General features: G+C 70.0%; 12 protein-coding genes and 1 riboswitch. Of the genes, 8 read left to right on the forward strand and 4 right to left on the reverse strand.

Annotation, left to right across the window (positions count from 1 at the left end; genetic code table 11):
- Positions 1–22 precede the first annotated feature (22 nt).
- Positions 23–256: a hypothetical protein gene (locus Q9R47_RS15085; RefSeq protein WP_311234016.1), complete on the reverse strand. Its 234-nt coding sequence runs from the start codon at positions 254–256 to the stop codon at positions 23–25.
- A gap of 176 nt (positions 257–432) precedes the next feature.
- Here Q9R47_RS15085 and Q9R47_RS15090 point away from each other — a divergent pair, with 176 nt between their 5' ends.
- From Q9R47_RS15090 to Q9R47_RS15100, 3 genes are all read left to right on the forward strand, one after another.
- Positions 433–1797, forward strand: coding sequence for a PLP-dependent aminotransferase family protein (locus Q9R47_RS15090; protein ID WP_311234017.1), 1365 nt, complete (start codon positions 433–435; stop codon positions 1795–1797).
- 166 nt (positions 1798–1963) lie between these two features.
- Positions 1964–2887, forward strand: a complete 924-nt coding sequence (locus Q9R47_RS15095) for a substrate-binding domain-containing protein (protein ID WP_311234018.1) — start codon at positions 1964–1966, stop codon at positions 2885–2887.
- Positions 2888–3012: 125 nt separating this feature from the next.
- The gene (locus tag Q9R47_RS15100; RefSeq protein ID WP_311234019.1) at positions 3013–4077 is read left to right on the forward strand and encodes a porin; all 1065 of its coding nucleotides are present in this window, start codon (positions 3013–3015) and stop codon (positions 4075–4077) included.
- Positions 4078–4124: 47 nt separating this feature from the next.
- Here the strand turns inward: Q9R47_RS15100 and Q9R47_RS15105 are convergent, their stop codons facing one another.
- The gene (locus Q9R47_RS15105; protein WP_311234020.1) at positions 4125–5186 is read right to left on the reverse strand and encodes an acyltransferase; all 1062 of its coding nucleotides are present in this window, start codon (positions 5184–5186) and stop codon (positions 4125–4127) included.
- Between the two features lie 85 nt (positions 5187–5271).
- On the opposite strand from Q9R47_RS15105, the gene Q9R47_RS15110 reads away from it, so the two are divergent.
- The 4 genes from Q9R47_RS15110 (at position 5272) to Q9R47_RS15125 (ending at position 11823) form a co-directional block, all read left to right on the forward strand.
- On the forward strand, positions 5272–6033 hold the full coding sequence (locus Q9R47_RS15110; RefSeq protein ID WP_311234021.1) for a hypothetical protein: 762 nt from the start codon (positions 5272–5274) through the stop codon (positions 6031–6033).
- A 46-nt stretch (positions 6034–6079) separates the two neighbouring features.
- Positions 6080–6196: riboswitch (S-adenosyl-L-homocysteine riboswitch) on the forward strand.
- Between the two features lie 32 nt (positions 6197–6228).
- Positions 6229–9009 carry a methionine synthase gene (gene metH / locus Q9R47_RS15115; protein ID WP_311234022.1) on the forward strand — a complete coding sequence of 927 codons (2781 nt, stop codon included), beginning with the start codon at positions 6229–6231 and terminating at the stop codon, positions 9007–9009.
- Positions 9010–9230: 221 nt separating this feature from the next.
- A complete protein-coding gene (locus tag Q9R47_RS15120; RefSeq protein WP_311234023.1) occupies positions 9231–9398 on the forward strand; it encodes a hypothetical protein in 168 nt (55 codons plus the stop codon).
- Positions 9399–9549: 151 nt separating this feature from the next.
- Positions 9550–11823, forward strand: coding sequence for a phosphocholine-specific phospholipase C (locus Q9R47_RS15125; RefSeq protein WP_311234024.1), 2274 nt, complete (start codon positions 9550–9552; stop codon positions 11821–11823).
- Positions 11824–11859: 36 nt separating this feature from the next.
- Here the strand turns inward: Q9R47_RS15125 and Q9R47_RS15130 are convergent, their stop codons facing one another.
- A complete protein-coding gene (locus Q9R47_RS15130; protein WP_311234025.1) occupies positions 11860–13365 on the reverse strand; it encodes a diguanylate cyclase in 1506 nt (501 codons plus the stop codon).
- Between the two features lie 238 nt (positions 13366–13603).
- Here Q9R47_RS15130 and Q9R47_RS15135 point away from each other — a divergent pair, with 238 nt between their 5' ends.
- A complete protein-coding gene (locus tag Q9R47_RS15135) occupies positions 13604–14608 on the forward strand; it encodes a YihY/virulence factor BrkB family protein (RefSeq protein WP_311234026.1) in 1005 nt (334 codons plus the stop codon).
- A 70-nt stretch (positions 14609–14678) separates the two neighbouring features.
- Here the strand turns inward: Q9R47_RS15135 and Q9R47_RS15140 are convergent, their stop codons facing one another.
- Positions 14679–15611 (reverse strand): DUF72 domain-containing protein, encoded by a 933-nt coding sequence (locus Q9R47_RS15140; protein WP_311234027.1) that lies wholly within the window; start codon positions 15609–15611, stop codon positions 14679–14681.
- Between the last annotated feature and the right edge of the window lie 133 nt (positions 15612–15744).

Below are 15744 nucleotides of genomic sequence, written 5' to 3' on the forward strand. Positions count from 1 at the left end.
TGCCCGTGGCCCGGACCTGGCTTCACGGCAGGCTCAGGTCCATGCCGAGATGCCGGGCCAGGCTGAACGTGAACCACAGCACGACCGCGAGCGCCACCAGGAAGGCGGCGCCCACCTTGGCCGCATTGATGAGCAGCGCGCGCTTGTCCAGCGTCTTCTTGTCCTGGTCGTAGTGCCACTTGATGGCAAGGAACATGCAGGTGCCGAAGACGAGGACCTTGAACGTGAGGAAGGCTACGGGGACCCAATCGATCATGCTGAGAGTTTCCAGACGGGTGGCCTGACGCGGGCAGTGCCGGGCAGGGTGTGGGTGGGGTGGGCAGCCGCTCGCCCGGTGGATGGCACCGGGATGAAGCCGCCGCCCGTTCCCGGCATAGTATGGAAAAGCAATATCCATACATGCCGCGCAAGGCGTATCCCCATCCATCCTCCATGCATGACGACGACGTCCCCTCCTGGTTGCCCCGCGTGGCCACGCGGGGCGGGCCGCGCTTCCTGCAGATCGCGGATGCACTGCAGGCGGCGGTGGAGGGCGGAACCCTGAGCCCGGGCGACCGCCTTCCACCCCAGCGCGTGCTGGCGGCACGGCTGGGCATCGACCTCACCACCGTCACCCGCGCCTACGCCGAAGCCCGGCGCCGCCACCTGCTGGAGGGGCGCGGCGCCCGCGGCACCTATGTCGCGGCGCCGAAAGCCGAAGGGGCCCCGGTCCTCGACCTGGGCATGAACATCCCGCCGCCACCCAAGGGCGTGGACTTCGGCGACCTGCTCAAGCAGGGCGTGTCCCAGGTCCTGATGCGGTCCGATGCCGGCCTGCTGATGACGTACCACCCGGGCGGGGGCGGCGATGCCGACCGGGAGGCCGGGGCCCGCTGGCTCCGCCCGATGCTGGGCGATGTGGATGCGGCGCAGGTGGTCGTCTGCCCCGGGGCGCAGGCAGCGATCGCTGCGTCGATCCTGGCGCTGACGGAGCCGGGCGATGCGATCCTCGCGGAGCCCGCCACGTATCCCGGCCTGCTGGCTGCGGCAACGCAGTCCGGCCGGCGCATCGTGGCAGTGGAAACGGACGGGCAGGGAATGGTTCCCGAAGCGCTGGAGCAGGCGTGCCGGCTGCACCGCCCCGGGCTGTTGTATCTCAATCCGACCCTGCAGAACCCGACCGCCATCACCATGCCGGAGCACCGGCGCCAAGCCTTGGCCCGCATCGCGCAGCGCTGCAAGCTGCGCATCGTCGAGGACGACCCCTACTGGCTCCTGGCCGACCACCCGCCGCCGCCCATCGCCACGTTCGCGCCGGAGCAGGTGACCTACATCGCGACCCTGTCGAAATGCCTGACGCCCGGCCTGCGCGTCGCCTTCGTGCTGCTGCGTGATCCACGGGAGCGCGAGCGATTCCTGGCCGCGCTGAGGTCCTTCGCGCTCATGGCCACGCCCCTGACGGCTGCGTTGGCCACGCAGTGGATCCTCGACGGTTCGGCCGCCCGGTTGATGGAAGGCGTGCGCAAGGAGGCGCGGCTGCGGCACCGCATGGCAGGGGATCTTCTGGCAGGGCGGTACCGCGGCGCCGGAGACGGCCTGCACGTGTGGCTGGAACTGCCGGCGTATTGGGCCTCGTCGCAGCTGGCGCAGGCCACCCGCAGCGAGGGCATCGCCGTGATGCCGGCAGAGGCGTTCGCCGTCGGCGGCGCAGCCCCGCAGGTGAATGCCATCCGCATCTCCTTGGGCAGCGTGCAGGACCGGGGACGCTTGCAGGCGGGACTTCGGAGACTGTCGGAGCTGCTGGCAAGGCGGCTCTAGGCGTTGGGAGCGGAGTGGGAGGCGTGGTACGGCAGCCGCGCTGTTTGATGTTCCTGGTGCAACAGTCTCTCCGTAAATTGCAATTCACAGAACATGCCTGCCTGCCTAGCATCCGGGCTCTCTGGCAGACCCTGCAGAGCACCATCACAACGACAGGAGACATCCCATGCCGCCGCGCGCCGCTTCTTCCCCTTCCCACGCCCCTTCTCCCGCGCTTCCCGCACTGCGCCGCCGCTTCCTCGGCGCGCTGTGGGGCACCGCGCTGGGCCTGGGGCTCACCTTCGGCGGGGCGCTGCCCTCCACGGCCCAGGCGGCGGAGATCCGCGTGGTCACCTCCGGCGGGTTCTCGGCGGCGTACGACCAGCTGGTGCCGCTCTACGAGCAGGCCACGGGCCACAAGGTGACGACCGCGCGCGGCGCCTCGATGGGCACTGCGCCGGATTCGATCCCCAGCCGCATGGCGCGCGGTGAGCAGTTCGACGTGGTGATCCTGGCCGACTCGGCGCTCGACCAACTGATCGCCCAGGGCAAGGTGCAGGCGGGCAGCCGCGTGGACCTGGCCCGCTCGATGATCGGCATGAGCGTGCGCAAGGGCACGCCCCCGCCGGACATCAGCACGGTGGACGCGCTGCGCCAGACGCTGCTGAACGCCAAGTCGGTCGCCTATTCCGCCAGCGCGAGCGGCACCTACCTCTCCACCGAGCTGTTCCAGCGCCTGGGCGTGGCCGAGCAGATGAAGGGCAAGGCCACGAAGATCTACAGCGAGCGCGTGGGCGCGGTGGTGCTGCGCGGCGATGCGGAGATCGGCTTCCAGCAGGTGAGCGAACTGCTGCCGTTCAAGGAGCTGCAGTTCGTCGGCGCACTGCCCGACGAGGTCCAGCAGCGCGTGTTCTTCTCCGCGGGCGTCGCCACCGGCTCGCCGGACCCGGAGGCCGCGCGCCACCTGATCCGCTTCCTGGCCGCGCCCGCCGCCGCCTCCATCGTGCGCAGCACCGGCATGGAGCCTGCCACGCGTGCCGCGCCCGCAGCCGCTCCCGCCCGTGCCGAGCCCGCGGCGCCGGCCCGCAAGGAACCCGCGCCCGCGCTCTGAACGCGATCCTGCCGGGCCGATCGGCGCCCGTGCTGTTCCTTTCCTCGTTCTTCGGCTTCCGCGCGAGGCCTGCCGCCGCGCCCGGCGCGGCGCGGTCCTGCGCGCCTTTCCTCAAGAGACTTACCATGGCCCTCCGATCCCTGGCGGCGGCTGCTGCCCTCTGCGCGCCCGCGCTCGTCTTCTCCCAGACCCACCTCGCCGTGTACGGCATCGCCGATGCCGGCGTGCGCTACGGCTCCGGCCTCACGGCCGCCAACGCCCCGGCCGCCACCTCCACCACCGGCATCGCCAGCGGCGTCAACAGCACCAGCCGTTTCGGCCTGCGCGGCCGCGAAGACCTGGGCGGCGGCCTGCATGCGCTGTTCAACCTGGAAACCGGCCTGAACCTCGACACCGGCACCACCGCCAACTCCACCAAGTTCTTCGACCGTGCCGCCATCGTCGGCCTGGGCGGAGGCTGGGGCCAGGTCACGGCCGGCCGGCAGACCAACCTGCTGGCCGATGCGATCAGCCCGGTGGACCCGGTGGGCATGCGCTTCGCGTCCTTCAACCCGAACATCGCCACCGCGGCCCTGAGCAGCCACGGCCTGGGCCAGGAGTACGGCAGCGCGGGCGCCACCACCGGCTCGTACCGCCTGGACAATTCCGTCAAGTACACCGGCCGGTTCGGTCCCGTCACGGCGCGTGCGATGCACGCCTTCGGCGAGAACGCGGGCCGCGCCTCCGCGCAGGCCTCCACGGGCGCGGGCCTGGCCTACGCCGCGGGCCCCTGGGCCGTCTCGGGCGCCTACCAGCGCTTCAAGACCGCCACGCAGCTGGAGCTGGAGGCCGCCACGCTGGGAGCCGCCTACCAGTGGGGCAGCGTGCGCGTGGCCCTGAACACCGCGCGCAGCGAGGCCGACACCTCGGCCACCGCCCGCACGGTGCAGCGCGTGCATTCGGCCGGCCTGACCTGGGCCGCCACTTCCTCGGTGGACCTGACGGCCTCGCTCTACCGCCTAGACCGCCAGCGCACCGGCCAGCGGGACGACGGCTACACCCGCGCGATCCTGTTCGCGGAATACAAGCTCTCGCGCCGCACGCGCCTGTATGCCGAGCTGGACCGCACGCACTGGCGCGACGGCTACCAGGGCGCGGCCAACAAGGCGCGTGCCACCGGCGTCACGACCGGCGTGCTGCACACTTTCTGAGCGTGCACGGCCGGAGGTCGCGGGCCCCCGGCCTCCGGGGCGTCGCCTCAGGCCGCCGGCAGGGCCCGCGCGGGCCGGCGCACGGGCGCCAGCACCCGCCGGGCCCAGCGGCTGAGGGGCCGGTCCAGCCAGAGGTACACCACGTGCCCGACGACGAGCGCCGACACCAGGATGACCGCCACGCCGACCGGGCGGTAGGGATCGATGAGGCCCAGCTTCTGGTGGGCGATCTTGCGGATGCCCTCGACGACGTAGAAATGGCTCAGGTACGTGGCGTAGCTGGCGTCGCCGACGCGGCACAGCGCATCGGACACCGTCCCGCCCGGCCCGGGAATCCAGCGTTCGCAGCCCACGCAGGCGAGAACGAGCACGAACGAGGGCAGGCCGAACACGAACACCCGGTCGATCGTGGCGCCCCGGCTTTCGCAGACGGCCATGAACGCGTACGCCGCCAGGGCCGCCGCGGCCAGCCAGGGCCCGGCGGCTTTCGCGGGCCATCCCCGGCGCCAGAGCAGGTAGGCGGCCATCCCGAACAGGAACTCGAAGAGCAGGGCCGAGCCGAAGAAGCTGGACAGCACCGGCCCGCCCGCCAGGTGCCCCAGGCCGATGTACGCGGCGGTCACCAGCGCAGCCACGCTGCCGACGAACAGCGCTAGGTTCCGGCGGCCCGCCAGCAGCACCAGCCCCACGCACAGGTAGAAGAACATCTCGTAGTTGAGCGTCCATCCCACCGCCAGCATCGGGTGCAGTGCGCCGTTTTCCTTGAAGTACGGAATGAACAGCAGGGACTTGAGGTAGTTGCCCAGTTGGGCCGTCGTGGAGTTCAGCAGGTCCGGCCGCACGGCGGCCAGCAGCAGCACCCCGGTGGTCAGCACCCAGTAGAGCGGAACGATCCGGGCCACCCGCTTCGCCGCGAAGGCGCGGGGTGCTTCGCCATGCTCGCAGACCATCGCCATCACGAAGCCGCTGATGACGAAGAAGATGTCGACACCGAACGAGCCGAACACGGGAACGGCGCCGATGTGGAAATACACGACGCTGGTGGCGGCGACGGCCCGGAGTATCTGGATCGACCGGAGGTTGTCGGGGGTGTGGGATGCCAATGCCATTGCCTTCGCTGCCAGTGCCTGTCGGTGGGCGATTGTCGCCGCGGATCCGCAGCGGGCTCCGCCCCCTGCCGATAATGCGGCGCACATGCCTCCACCTCCGCTGTCCCGCCGTTGCCTGCTGTGGCAGGGCTGTGCCCTCGCCGGCGCCGCCCTGGCCGGCTGCGGCTCGCCCGCCCACACGGACCGCGGCGAGGTGCAGGCCGCCGCCGTCGCGCCCACCGAACTGGCCCAGTCCGACGTGAACCGCATGGCCACGCTCGGCATGCGTGCCAACCTCGACAGCCTGTACATGGTGATGGACAAGCTCTACCGCCGCAATCCGGCCGAATGGCGCAAGGGCCAGGAGCCCGGGCAGCTGCCGGGCCGCATCCTGGCGGGCCAGCGCGTGCGCGAGGCCGTCGAGCACCGCCAGCCCTGGGCGCCGCTGCAGGGCCGGCGCGACGTCGCCGCGCTGGCGCTGGCGCTCAGCCCCGAGTTCGCCGGCGACCGCGTGGCGGCGTTCACCTGCGCCACGGCCGACATGCTCATCACCGCGCACGGCGGCAAGACCGAGTTCTTCCTGATCGACGGCCTGGACGCGCAGCACCTCTACAACGCCGCGCGCAACGTGGAGATCGCCGTGTGGATCCTCGCGCAGCGGCGCGGCGCCGACGGCCGGCCGCTGCTGCTGGCCGACGAGATCACGGCGGACACGCGCAACCTGAGCTTCGAGCGCGAGTTCGGCAAGGTCATCGCCCGGCTCGACCTGCTGGCCGGCGTGGTGGCGGAGAAGTACCGCCGCGCGGCCATCAGCTACGTGCAGAACCTGGTGGGCGGCACCTTCCTGCAGTTCCTGCCGGTGCGTTGACGGGCGGCCGCACCCCGCTGCGCCCCCGGCCCCGTTAAAATTGCCCGCCCCCGAGGAGCGTTGCAGCGCCCGCCGTCCCCTGCCGATGAAAGCGCAGGAGCCCAGAACCAGGACGGCGGCGTCAGGCTCGGGGCCGGCATCCGCACAACGACGCTCGCCTGTTTCATCCCCGAACCGATCGCACAGGTGAGCCTGATGTCCTCCGCCCCGCATTCCCCTTCCGCCGCCGCCGAGGCCGCTGCCTCTGCCTCCGCCGTGCCCCCCATGAAGCTGTCCGGCCTGGAGCCGGTCTTGATCGGCGAGGGCACGCTGTTCGTCAACATCGGCGAGCGCACCAACGTGACCGGCTCCAAGGCCTTCGCGCGCATGATCCTGAACGGCCAGTTCGAAGAGGCCCTGGCCGTGGCGCGCCAGCAGGTGGAGAACGGCGCGCAGGTCATCGACATCAACATGGACGAGGCCATGCTGGACAGCAAGGCGGCCATGGTGCGCTTCCTGCAGCTCATCGCCTCCGAGCCCGACATCGCCCGCGTGCCGATCATGGTGGACAGCTCCAAGTGGGACGTGATCGAGGCGGGCCTGCGCTGCATCCAGGGCAAGGGGATCGTCAACTCCATCTCCATGAAGGAGGGGGTGGAGAAGTTCAAGCACGAGGCGCGGCTGGTGAAGCGCTACGGCGCCGCCGCCGTGGTCATGGCCTTCGACGAAGTCGGCCAGGCCGACACCTATGCGCGCAAGATCGAGATCTGCGAGCGCGCCTACCGCGTGCTGGTCGACGAAGTCGGCTTCCCGCCCGAGGACATCATCTTCGACCCCAACATCTTCGCGGTGGCCACGGGCATCGAGGAGCACAACAACTACGCCGTCGATTTCATCGAGGCCACGCGCTGGATCAAGCAGCACCTGCCGGGCGCCAAGGTCTCGGGCGGCGTGTCGAACGTCTCCTTCAGCTTCCGCGGCAACGACCCGGTGCGCGAAGCCATCCACACCGTGTTCCTGTACCACGCGATCAAGGCGGGCATGGACATGGGTATCGTCAACGCCGGCATGGTCGGCGTCTACGACGACCTGGAGCCCACCTTGCGCGAGCGCGTGGAAGACGTGGTGCTCAACCGCCGCCCCGACGCCGGCGAGCGCCTGGTGGAGATCGCCGAGACCGCCAAGAGCGGCGCCAAGGACGAAAGCAAGAAGCTCGAATGGCGCGGCACGCCCGAGCACCCCAAGACCGTGGGCGAGCGCCTCTCGCACGCGCTGGTGCACGGCATCACCGACTTCATCGTCGAAGACACCGAAGAGGCCTACCGCGAGATCCTGGCCAGGGGCGGCCGCCCGCTGCACGTGATCGAAGGCCCGCTCATGGACGGCATGAACGTCGTGGGCGACCTGTTCGGCGCCGGCAAGATGTTCCTGCCCCAGGTGGTGAAGAGCGCACGCGTGATGAAGTCCGCCGTGGCCCACCTGATCCCCTACATCGAGGAAGAAAAGCGCCAGGACGAACTCGCCGGCCGCGACGTGCGCAGCAAGGGCAAGATCGTCATCGCCACCGTCAAGGGCGACGTGCACGACATCGGCAAGAACATCGTCACCGTGGTCCTGCAGTGCAACAACTTCGAGGTGGTGAACATGGGCGTCATGGTCCCGTGCCACGAGATCCTGGCGCGCGCCAAGGTCGAGGGCGCGGACATCGTGGGCCTCTCGGGGCTCATCACGCCGAGCCTCGAAGAGATGCAGTACGTGGCCGGCGAGATGCAGAAGGACGAGCACTTCCGCGTGAAGAAGATCCCGCTCCTGATCGGCGGCGCCACCTGCTCGCGCGTGCACACCGCCGTCAAGATCGCGCCGCACTACGAGGGCCCCGTGGTGTACGTGCCCGACGCCTCGCGCAGCGTGAGCGTGGCGCAGAGCCTGCTGGGCGACGGCGCGCAGAGCTATGTCGAAGAGCTGACCGCCGACTACGACAAGGTCCGCCAGCAGCACGCCAACAAGAAGCAGACGCCGATGTGGCCGCTGGCCAAGGCCCGCGCCAACCGCACGCCGGTCGATTTCGCCAACTACCAGCCCCCGAAGCCCCGCCTGCTGGGCCGGCGCGTGTTCAAGAACTTCGACCTCGCCGAACTGGCGAAGTACATCGACTGGGGCCCGTTCTTCCAGACCTGGGACCTGGCCGGCCCGTACCCCGCCATCCTCACCGACGACGTCGTGGGCGAGCAGGCGCAGCGCGTGTTCGCCGACGGGCAGGCCATGCTGAAGAAGCTGATCGAGGGCCGCTGGCTCAGCGCGAGCGGCGTGCTGGCGCTCTACCCCGCCAACAGCGTAGGCGACGACATCGAGTTCTACACCGACGAATCGCGCACCGAAGTCGCCATGACCTGGTATGGCCTGCGCCAGCAGACCGAAAAGCAGATGATCGACGGCGTGATGCGCCCCAGCCGGTGCCTGGCCGACTTCGTGGCGCCCAAGGAGAGCGGCGTGGCCGACTACGCCGGCCTCTTCGCCGTGACGGCCGGCCTCGGCGTGGAGAAGAAGGAACAGGCCTTCATCGACGCGCTGGACGACTACTCCGCCATCATGCTCAAGAGCCTGGCCGACCGCCTCGCCGAAGCGTTCGCCGAATGCCTGCACCAGCGCGTGCGCACCGACCTCTGGGGCTATGCGGCCGGCGAAGCCCTGAGCAACGACGACATGATCGCCGAGAAGTACCATGGCATCCGCCCCGCGCCCGGCTACCCCGCCTGCCCCGACCACAGCGCCAAGCAGGAGCTGTTCCGCGTGCTGCAGTGCGAGGAGATCGGCATGGGCCTGACGGAAAGCCTGGCCATGACGCCCGCCGCCAGCGTGAGCGGCTTCTACATCGGCCACCCCGAGAGCACCTACTTCAACGTCGGCAAGATCGGCGAGGACCAGCTGCACGACATGGCCGAGCGGCGCGGAATGGACGAGAAGGTGCTGGAGCGGTTGCTGGCGCCGAATCTCTGAGCCCGAAGCCCGGCGCACCATCCCCTCGCCATGTCATTCAGTGGGCCTGGCTTGGGGCGAAAAGGCCACCGCAAGGCAGCCTTCTCATTGGTGGGTGCCCCATTGACCGCGCGACTCATCCGTAACCACCGCGCGTTACTTTTCTGTTACCCGCACGTCACTCAGGTGCCACAGGCGGCGAGAAGAATGCGAACCCTCGTCGTTCTTCTTTCCCCCACTCCATGACTCCGCATCCACGGCATCCCCTGCCGTTCTCCCTCGGCCGCCCCTTGCTGGCCGCCTGCACCCTCGCGCTCGGACTGCTGCTGGCCGGCTGTGGCGGCTCCGGTTCTTCTTCGGGCCTGTCTACCTGCACGGCGCCCGACACGCACTGCGCGCCCAAGCCCTGAGCCGGCGCAGCCCCAGGCGCGCGTGCCGCGCGGCCCGGGCGCCAGCGTGCATTCCCCACGTAACTGCCGACTTGCCCGCACGCGCATTCGTCCGCGTGCCCGCGTCGTCCCACGGCACACGGCAACCCACCACCCACAAAGATTCCTCCAGATGACCGTCGATTCCTCCAAGCGCCATTTCCTCTCCAGCCTGCTCGGCACGGGCGCGGCCGCGGCCACGCTCACGGCGTTCCCGCCGGCGATCCGGCGCGCGCTCGCCATCGAGGCGCACAACGCCACGGGCACGATCCAGGACGTGCAGCACGTGGTGATGCTGATGATGGAGAACCGCTCGTTCGACAGCTATTTCGGCACGTTCAAGGGCGTACGCGGCTTCGGCGACCGGTTCCCGATCCCCACGCCCAACGGCCGCAACGTCTTCTACCAGACCTACAGCAAGACCACGCCCGCGAGCACCTACGTGCCCTACCGCCTGGACGAATCGAAGGGCAACGCGCAGCGCGCCGGCAGCACGCCGCACACCTGGGTGGATTCGCAGGCGGCCTGGGACCATGGGCGCATGTACAAATGGCCGGACGCCAAATTGCCGCTCTCGATGGGCTACTACGAGACAGCCGAGGTGCCGTTCCAGCGCGCGCTGGCCGAGGCCTTCACGCTGTGCGACCACTACCACTGCGGCATGCACACCGGCACCATCGCCAACCGGCTGTTCTACTGGACGGGCACGAACGGCCCGAACGGCATCAGCCCGGTGGATGGTTCCAAGGTGCGCGTGGCGGGCCTGAACAACCAGTTCAACGCGGGCAACGACGTCGGCGCCTCCACCGAGGGCTGGACGTGGACGACCTATGCCGACCGCCTGGAGAAGGCCGGCGTGCAATGGAAGGTCTACCAGAGCCTGATCGACAACTTCGGCTGCAACGAGATGATGGGCTTCCGTCACTGGCGCGCCGAGATCGAGAAGATGCCCGCGGACCGCAAGCCGCTCTACGTGGCCAAGACCGACATCACGCAGCCGCAGGGCCTGGCGGGCCCCGTCTACGACCCGGCCATCGACGATGCCCTGAGCCCGCTCGCCAAGGGCTTCGGCAACACCATGCCGCAGGGCTTCCTGGAGACCTTCCGCGAGGACATCCGCCAGGGCAAATTGCCGGCGGTGTCGTGGATCATCGCGCCTTCGGTCTACAGCGAGCACCCCGGCCCGTCGAGCCCCGCGCAGGGCGGCTGGTACGTGCAGGAAGTGCTGGACGCGCTCACTGCCAATCCCGAGGTGTGGAGCAAGACGGTGCTGCTCATCAACTACGACGAGAACGACGGTTTCTTCGACCACCTGCCGTCGCCCTCGGCCCCGTCGCGCAACCCGGACGGCAGCCTCGCGGGCGCCTGCACGCTGGCCGACGCCGACGTGGCGGCGGAGTACCACGACTTCCAGCCGGCCACGCCGAGCCAGCCAGCGCCGGACGGCAGGCCCTACGGCCCCGGCCCGCGCGTGCCGATGTGGATCGTCTCGCCCTGGAGCCGCGGCGGCTGGGTGAATTCGCAGGTGTTCGACCACACCTCCACGCTCATGTTCCTGGAAAAGCGCTTCGGCGTGGCCGAGCCGCAGATCAGCCCCTACCGCCGCGCCGTGTGCGGCGACCTCACGAGCTGCTTCAACTTCGTCAATCCGAACACCGAGAAGCTGCCCACGCTGGACGGCCGCACCAACAAGACGGCGGTGGACGCGCGCGTGGCGGCGCAGGTGCAGGCCGGCAAGCTGCCCCAGCCCGCCGCGTCGGTCGATGCGGCCCTGCCGGCCCAGGCGCCGGGCGTGCGGCCCTCGCGCGCGCTGCCCTATGAGCTGCACACGACGGCCCAGGCCAACGCCGGTGCCGGCACGGTCACGCTGCTGTTCGCCAACACGGCCAAGGCCGGCAGCGCCGCGGCGGTGTTCCATGTCTACGACAAGAAGCACCTCACCGCGATCCCGCGGCGCTACGTGGTGGAGCCCGGCAAGACACTCGACGGCGTCTGGAACGTGGCGGCCGACGGCGGCGCGTATGACCTCTGGGTGCTCGGCCCCAACGGCTACCACCGCCAATTCACGGGCGACCTGGCCCAGCAGGCGGCGGCCGGCATGCCCGAGGTGCAGGTCTGCTACGAGCTGTGCGACCCGCCCCAGGTGCGCGTGAAGCTCTACAACCGCGGCACCGCGGCGCTGTCCTTCACGGCCGAGGCGGGTGCCTACCGCACGGACGGCCCCTGGACGCGCAGCGTCGCGCCGGGCGCGGTGGAGGAACTGGCCTGGGCGCTGGGCGACAGCGGCCACTGGTACGACTTCACCGTGCGCTGCGGCGCCGCGCCGGCCTTCGCGCGGCGCTTCGCAGGCCGCGTCGAGAACGGCCGGGATGCGGTGTCCGACCCGGCGATGGGGCAGGGCGGCTGACGGGGAAGGGCGGCCCCGGGCCCCGCAGGTGCGGAGTCACCGGACCCGCGGGGGCCCGTCCGTGTCCGCCCGCGCCTCTTCGTGCGCCCCGGCGGCAGGCGCCACGGGCTCCGCGATGGAGAATCCACCCCCGTTGCGCTTGGCCGCGTACATCGCCAGGTCGGCGCAATGCACCACCTCGGCGCCGATGCGGGAGTGGGCGGGGGCAAACGCGATGCCGATGCTGGTGCCGATTTCGGCGGCCAGGCCGGGCTTCAGGGGAATGGGCTGGCGCACCACTTCCATGATGGCGGCGGCGATGTCGCTGAGCGTCTGCGGGTCGTCGGTGCGCACGACGATGGCGAACTCGTCGCCGCCCAGGCGGGCCAGCGTGTCGGACGAGCGGATGATCTTCTGGATGCGCGCGGCGGCTTCCTTCAGCACCACGTCGCCCGCGTCGTGGCCGTAGGTGTCGTTGACGAACTTGAACTTGTCGAGGTCCATCAGCATGACGGAGAAGCCGGCGCCCGACTTCCTCAGCTCCTGCTCGGCGCGCTGCAGCCGGGCCTCGAAGGTGCGGCGATTGGCGAGACCGGTGAGTGCGTCCTTCTGCGCGACGTCCTCCAGCGGCGTGACCACGCGGCGGGCGACCATCCTGACCGCCAGGGCCGAGACGCCGGCACTGAACAGCACGCTGACGGCGAACAGCGCCTCCAGCCGCAGGAAGGGCGCGAGCACCGGGGCGAACGGCTTGGCCACCAGGGCCCAGACGGGCAAGGGGCCGGAATCGTCCATCACGATCACTTTGGCACGGTAGTCGACGCCGCCGGCCTCGACGGTGAACGGCTGCCGGTTGCGCTCGTTCAGATGGGCGGTGTTCAGCGGGAAGGATGCGGGCAGCGAACTCGCGTGCACGTCGTGGCCGGAACCTTGCGCATGCGTGACGAAGGCCATCTCGAGCTGCGTCATGCGCGTGAATTCCTCGGTGCCTGCCGTGGTGATCCGGTAGGCGAGGTAGATGTGCGCCACCGGCAGGGGCGCGCGCATCGACACCTTGACCCAGTTGTGCAGCACGGGCTTGCCGTCGTCCCCGGCCAGCACGCGCATGTTGCGGCCGGGGGGCTTGATGCCGGCGACGATCTCCTCCAGCCGCCGGTCCAGCACCTCGTCGCGGTCGTTCAGGAATCCCGTCACCGAGGCCCGCGCCAGCAGCCTGCCGCCCAGGTCGGTCAGCACGATCAGCTCGGCGCCGGACCGTGCCAGCTGGTTGTAGAGGGCCGATTCGACGGTGGCGCGGTTGGTTTCGTTGAAGACGGTGTTCTGCAGGCCGTAGTCCTTCGCGATCAGCTCGGACGTGGCGTACCGGTACTGGCGCCGCGTGACGGCCGTGTATTCGAAGGTCTGGGTGCCGGCCTCCAGGGCCGCGTCCACGCTTTCCATGGCGATCCTCCGGTTGGAGAAATGCAGGAAAACGAAAGCCACCAGCTGGGCCGCGATCAGGATGAGCACCAGCAGGGCCAGGAAACGGCCCGACGATGCGGATGGCAGGAAATCCCTCTTCATACGTGTTCTTTTCCCAGGCTTCGATCGAGCTTGTGCGGGGTGCCTGCCCCGGCCGGGCGTACCGCTCGCGCGGTTGGGCAGAAACAGGTGCTTCCATGATGCCTCTCATGAGCCCATCTCTGCAATGGCCTGCGCGGTAAACCCCGTCCGCGGCGTGGAACCCCGGCATGGCCTGCAACGCCGGCACTGGCGAAGTGCGCCGACACCCGCCGGCTCATCTTTGCGGTGCAATGCAGGCATGCCGTCTTCGTTTTTCACGCCATGGGTGGAGCGCGCCAAGTGCCTGGTGAAGCCCGTCATGCCGCTCGTGCGGGCCGTCAACCTCTGGCTGGATGCCGACGGCCTGCGGATGAGCGCCGCCATGTCGTTCTACGGCATGCTGAGCCTCGCGCCGCTGCTGCTGCTGCTGGTGGGGGTGCTCGGCTGGTGGATCGACAAGTCCTACCTCGAGTCCAGCCTCGTCGCCCAGGTGCAGTCGGTGATGGGCGCGCGCGGCGCCGAGGTCGTGAAGCTTGCCCTGTCGAGCGCGCGCGAGCCTTCCGAGGGACGGCTCGCGTCGATCGTCGGCTTCGTGCTGCTGCTGTCGGGCGCGACCGGGGTGTTCGTCGAGCTGCAGTCGGCGCTCGAGCGCCTCTGGACCGCCGGCCATCCTCCCGTGCAGGAGAAGAAGGCGTGGTGGCGCATGGCGTCGCTGCGGCTGCGGGGCCTCACCTATGTGCTCGCCATCGGGTTCCTGCTGCTGGTGTCGCTGGTCGTCTCCACCGCGATCCACGTGGTGGCCACCTGGGCCAGCGCGCGCCTGCCGGTGGTGTCCGGCCCGTTGCTGCTGCTGGTGAACGAAATCGTGGCCTTCGGCATCGCCGTGCTGCTGTTCGTGGGGCTGATGCGCATCGGCACGGGGCCGAAGCCCCCGATGGGCTGCCTGGTGTTCGGCGCCGTCGTGGGGGCGATCCTGTTCACCGTGGGCAAGCAGCTGCTGGCGTTCTATCTCTCCACCGCTGCCGTGGTGTCGGCCTATGGCGCCGCCGGCTCGCTGGTGGTGCTGCTCATGTGGATCTATTTCTCGTCGGCCGTACTGCTGTTTTCCGCGAGCTGCGCACGCGCGCTGCAGGAGGCGCGGGCGGAGAACGTGGGACAGCGGGTGGACGCCGGGCATGCCGAAGACGTGCCGCCGGAGCCGGGGGAGAAGATCGCCCCGGCGCCCGCTGCCACACCCACATCCACGCCCGCACCCGCGCACTGAACCGCACGGGACCGTGGCGGCGGGGTTGGGCGGCGGCATGCGTGCCCGGTGACGTGACTCCGGCGCGAAGTCAACGCACGGCGGGTCGCAGCGTCGCCGGGTCGAGCCGCAGCGCACGCGCCAGGTGCAGGGCGTTCTCGGGGGCGTGCAGCTTCTCGGTGTTGTCGAAGAAGCAGAACACATCGCGCCCGCCCTGCGGTGCGGCGGGCGCCTGCGCTGCCGGGCCCGCCAGTGCCATGCCGCGCGGCGCGCCGCCGCGGTGCCAGGCACGGATGCGATCGGCCCAGGCGTCGATCTGCGACTCGCTGTAGCCGCTGGCGTAGAGCTGCCGGGCGCCGTGCAGCCGCAGGTAGACGAAATCGGCCGTCACGTCGCCGAGTTCCGGCCAGCGCCCCGCCGTGTCGGCCACCACCAGCGCGACGCCATGGCGGCGCAGCAGGGCGATGCACTCGGGCGTGGCGAAGCTTGCGTGCCGCACTTCGAGCGCATGGCGGATGCGGCAGGCCGGCGCGGGTGGCTCCAGGCGTTCACGGCCCCGCATGCGCGGCTCGCGCTCGCGCGCCAGGGCGGCGGCCCGTGTGGTGTCGTGCGGCAGCAGGCCCAGAAATTCCTCCAGCGTGCCTGCGTCGAAGGGCAGGGTGGGCGGCAGTTGCCAGAGGATGGGCCCGAGCTTCGGCCCCAGCGCGAACAGCCCGGAGGCGAAGAAGTTGGCGATCGCCGCCCGGCAGTCGCGCAGCCGCAGCATGTGCGTGATGAAGCGCGGTGCCTTCACGGTGAAGACGAAGCCCGGCGGCGTGGCCTGCGCCCATGCGGCCCAGCTGTGCGGCCGCTGCAGTGAATAGAACGAACCGTTGAGTTCCAGCACCGGGAACTGCCGGGCGGCGAAGGCCAGCTCACGGGCTTGTGCCAGCCCTTTCGGGTAGAAAACACCCCGCCACGGCGCATAGCGCCAGCCCGACACCCCGATGCGGATCTGTGCGGCGCCGGCCGCCTTCGTGCCCATGGCACCGCACTGTACGCGCGCCCCGGGGGGCGCGTTGAAAGCGGGCGCCGCAGCCCCGTGTCGGACGCTTTCCGCGAGCTCTACAGCTGCTTACGGTGTTTACAGAGCCCGGCGTTATGTGAAGGGGGGCCGC

The organism is Acidovorax sp. PRC11, assembly GCF_031844105.1.
GTDB lineage: Bacteria > Pseudomonadota > Gammaproteobacteria > Burkholderiales > Burkholderiaceae_C > Paracidovorax.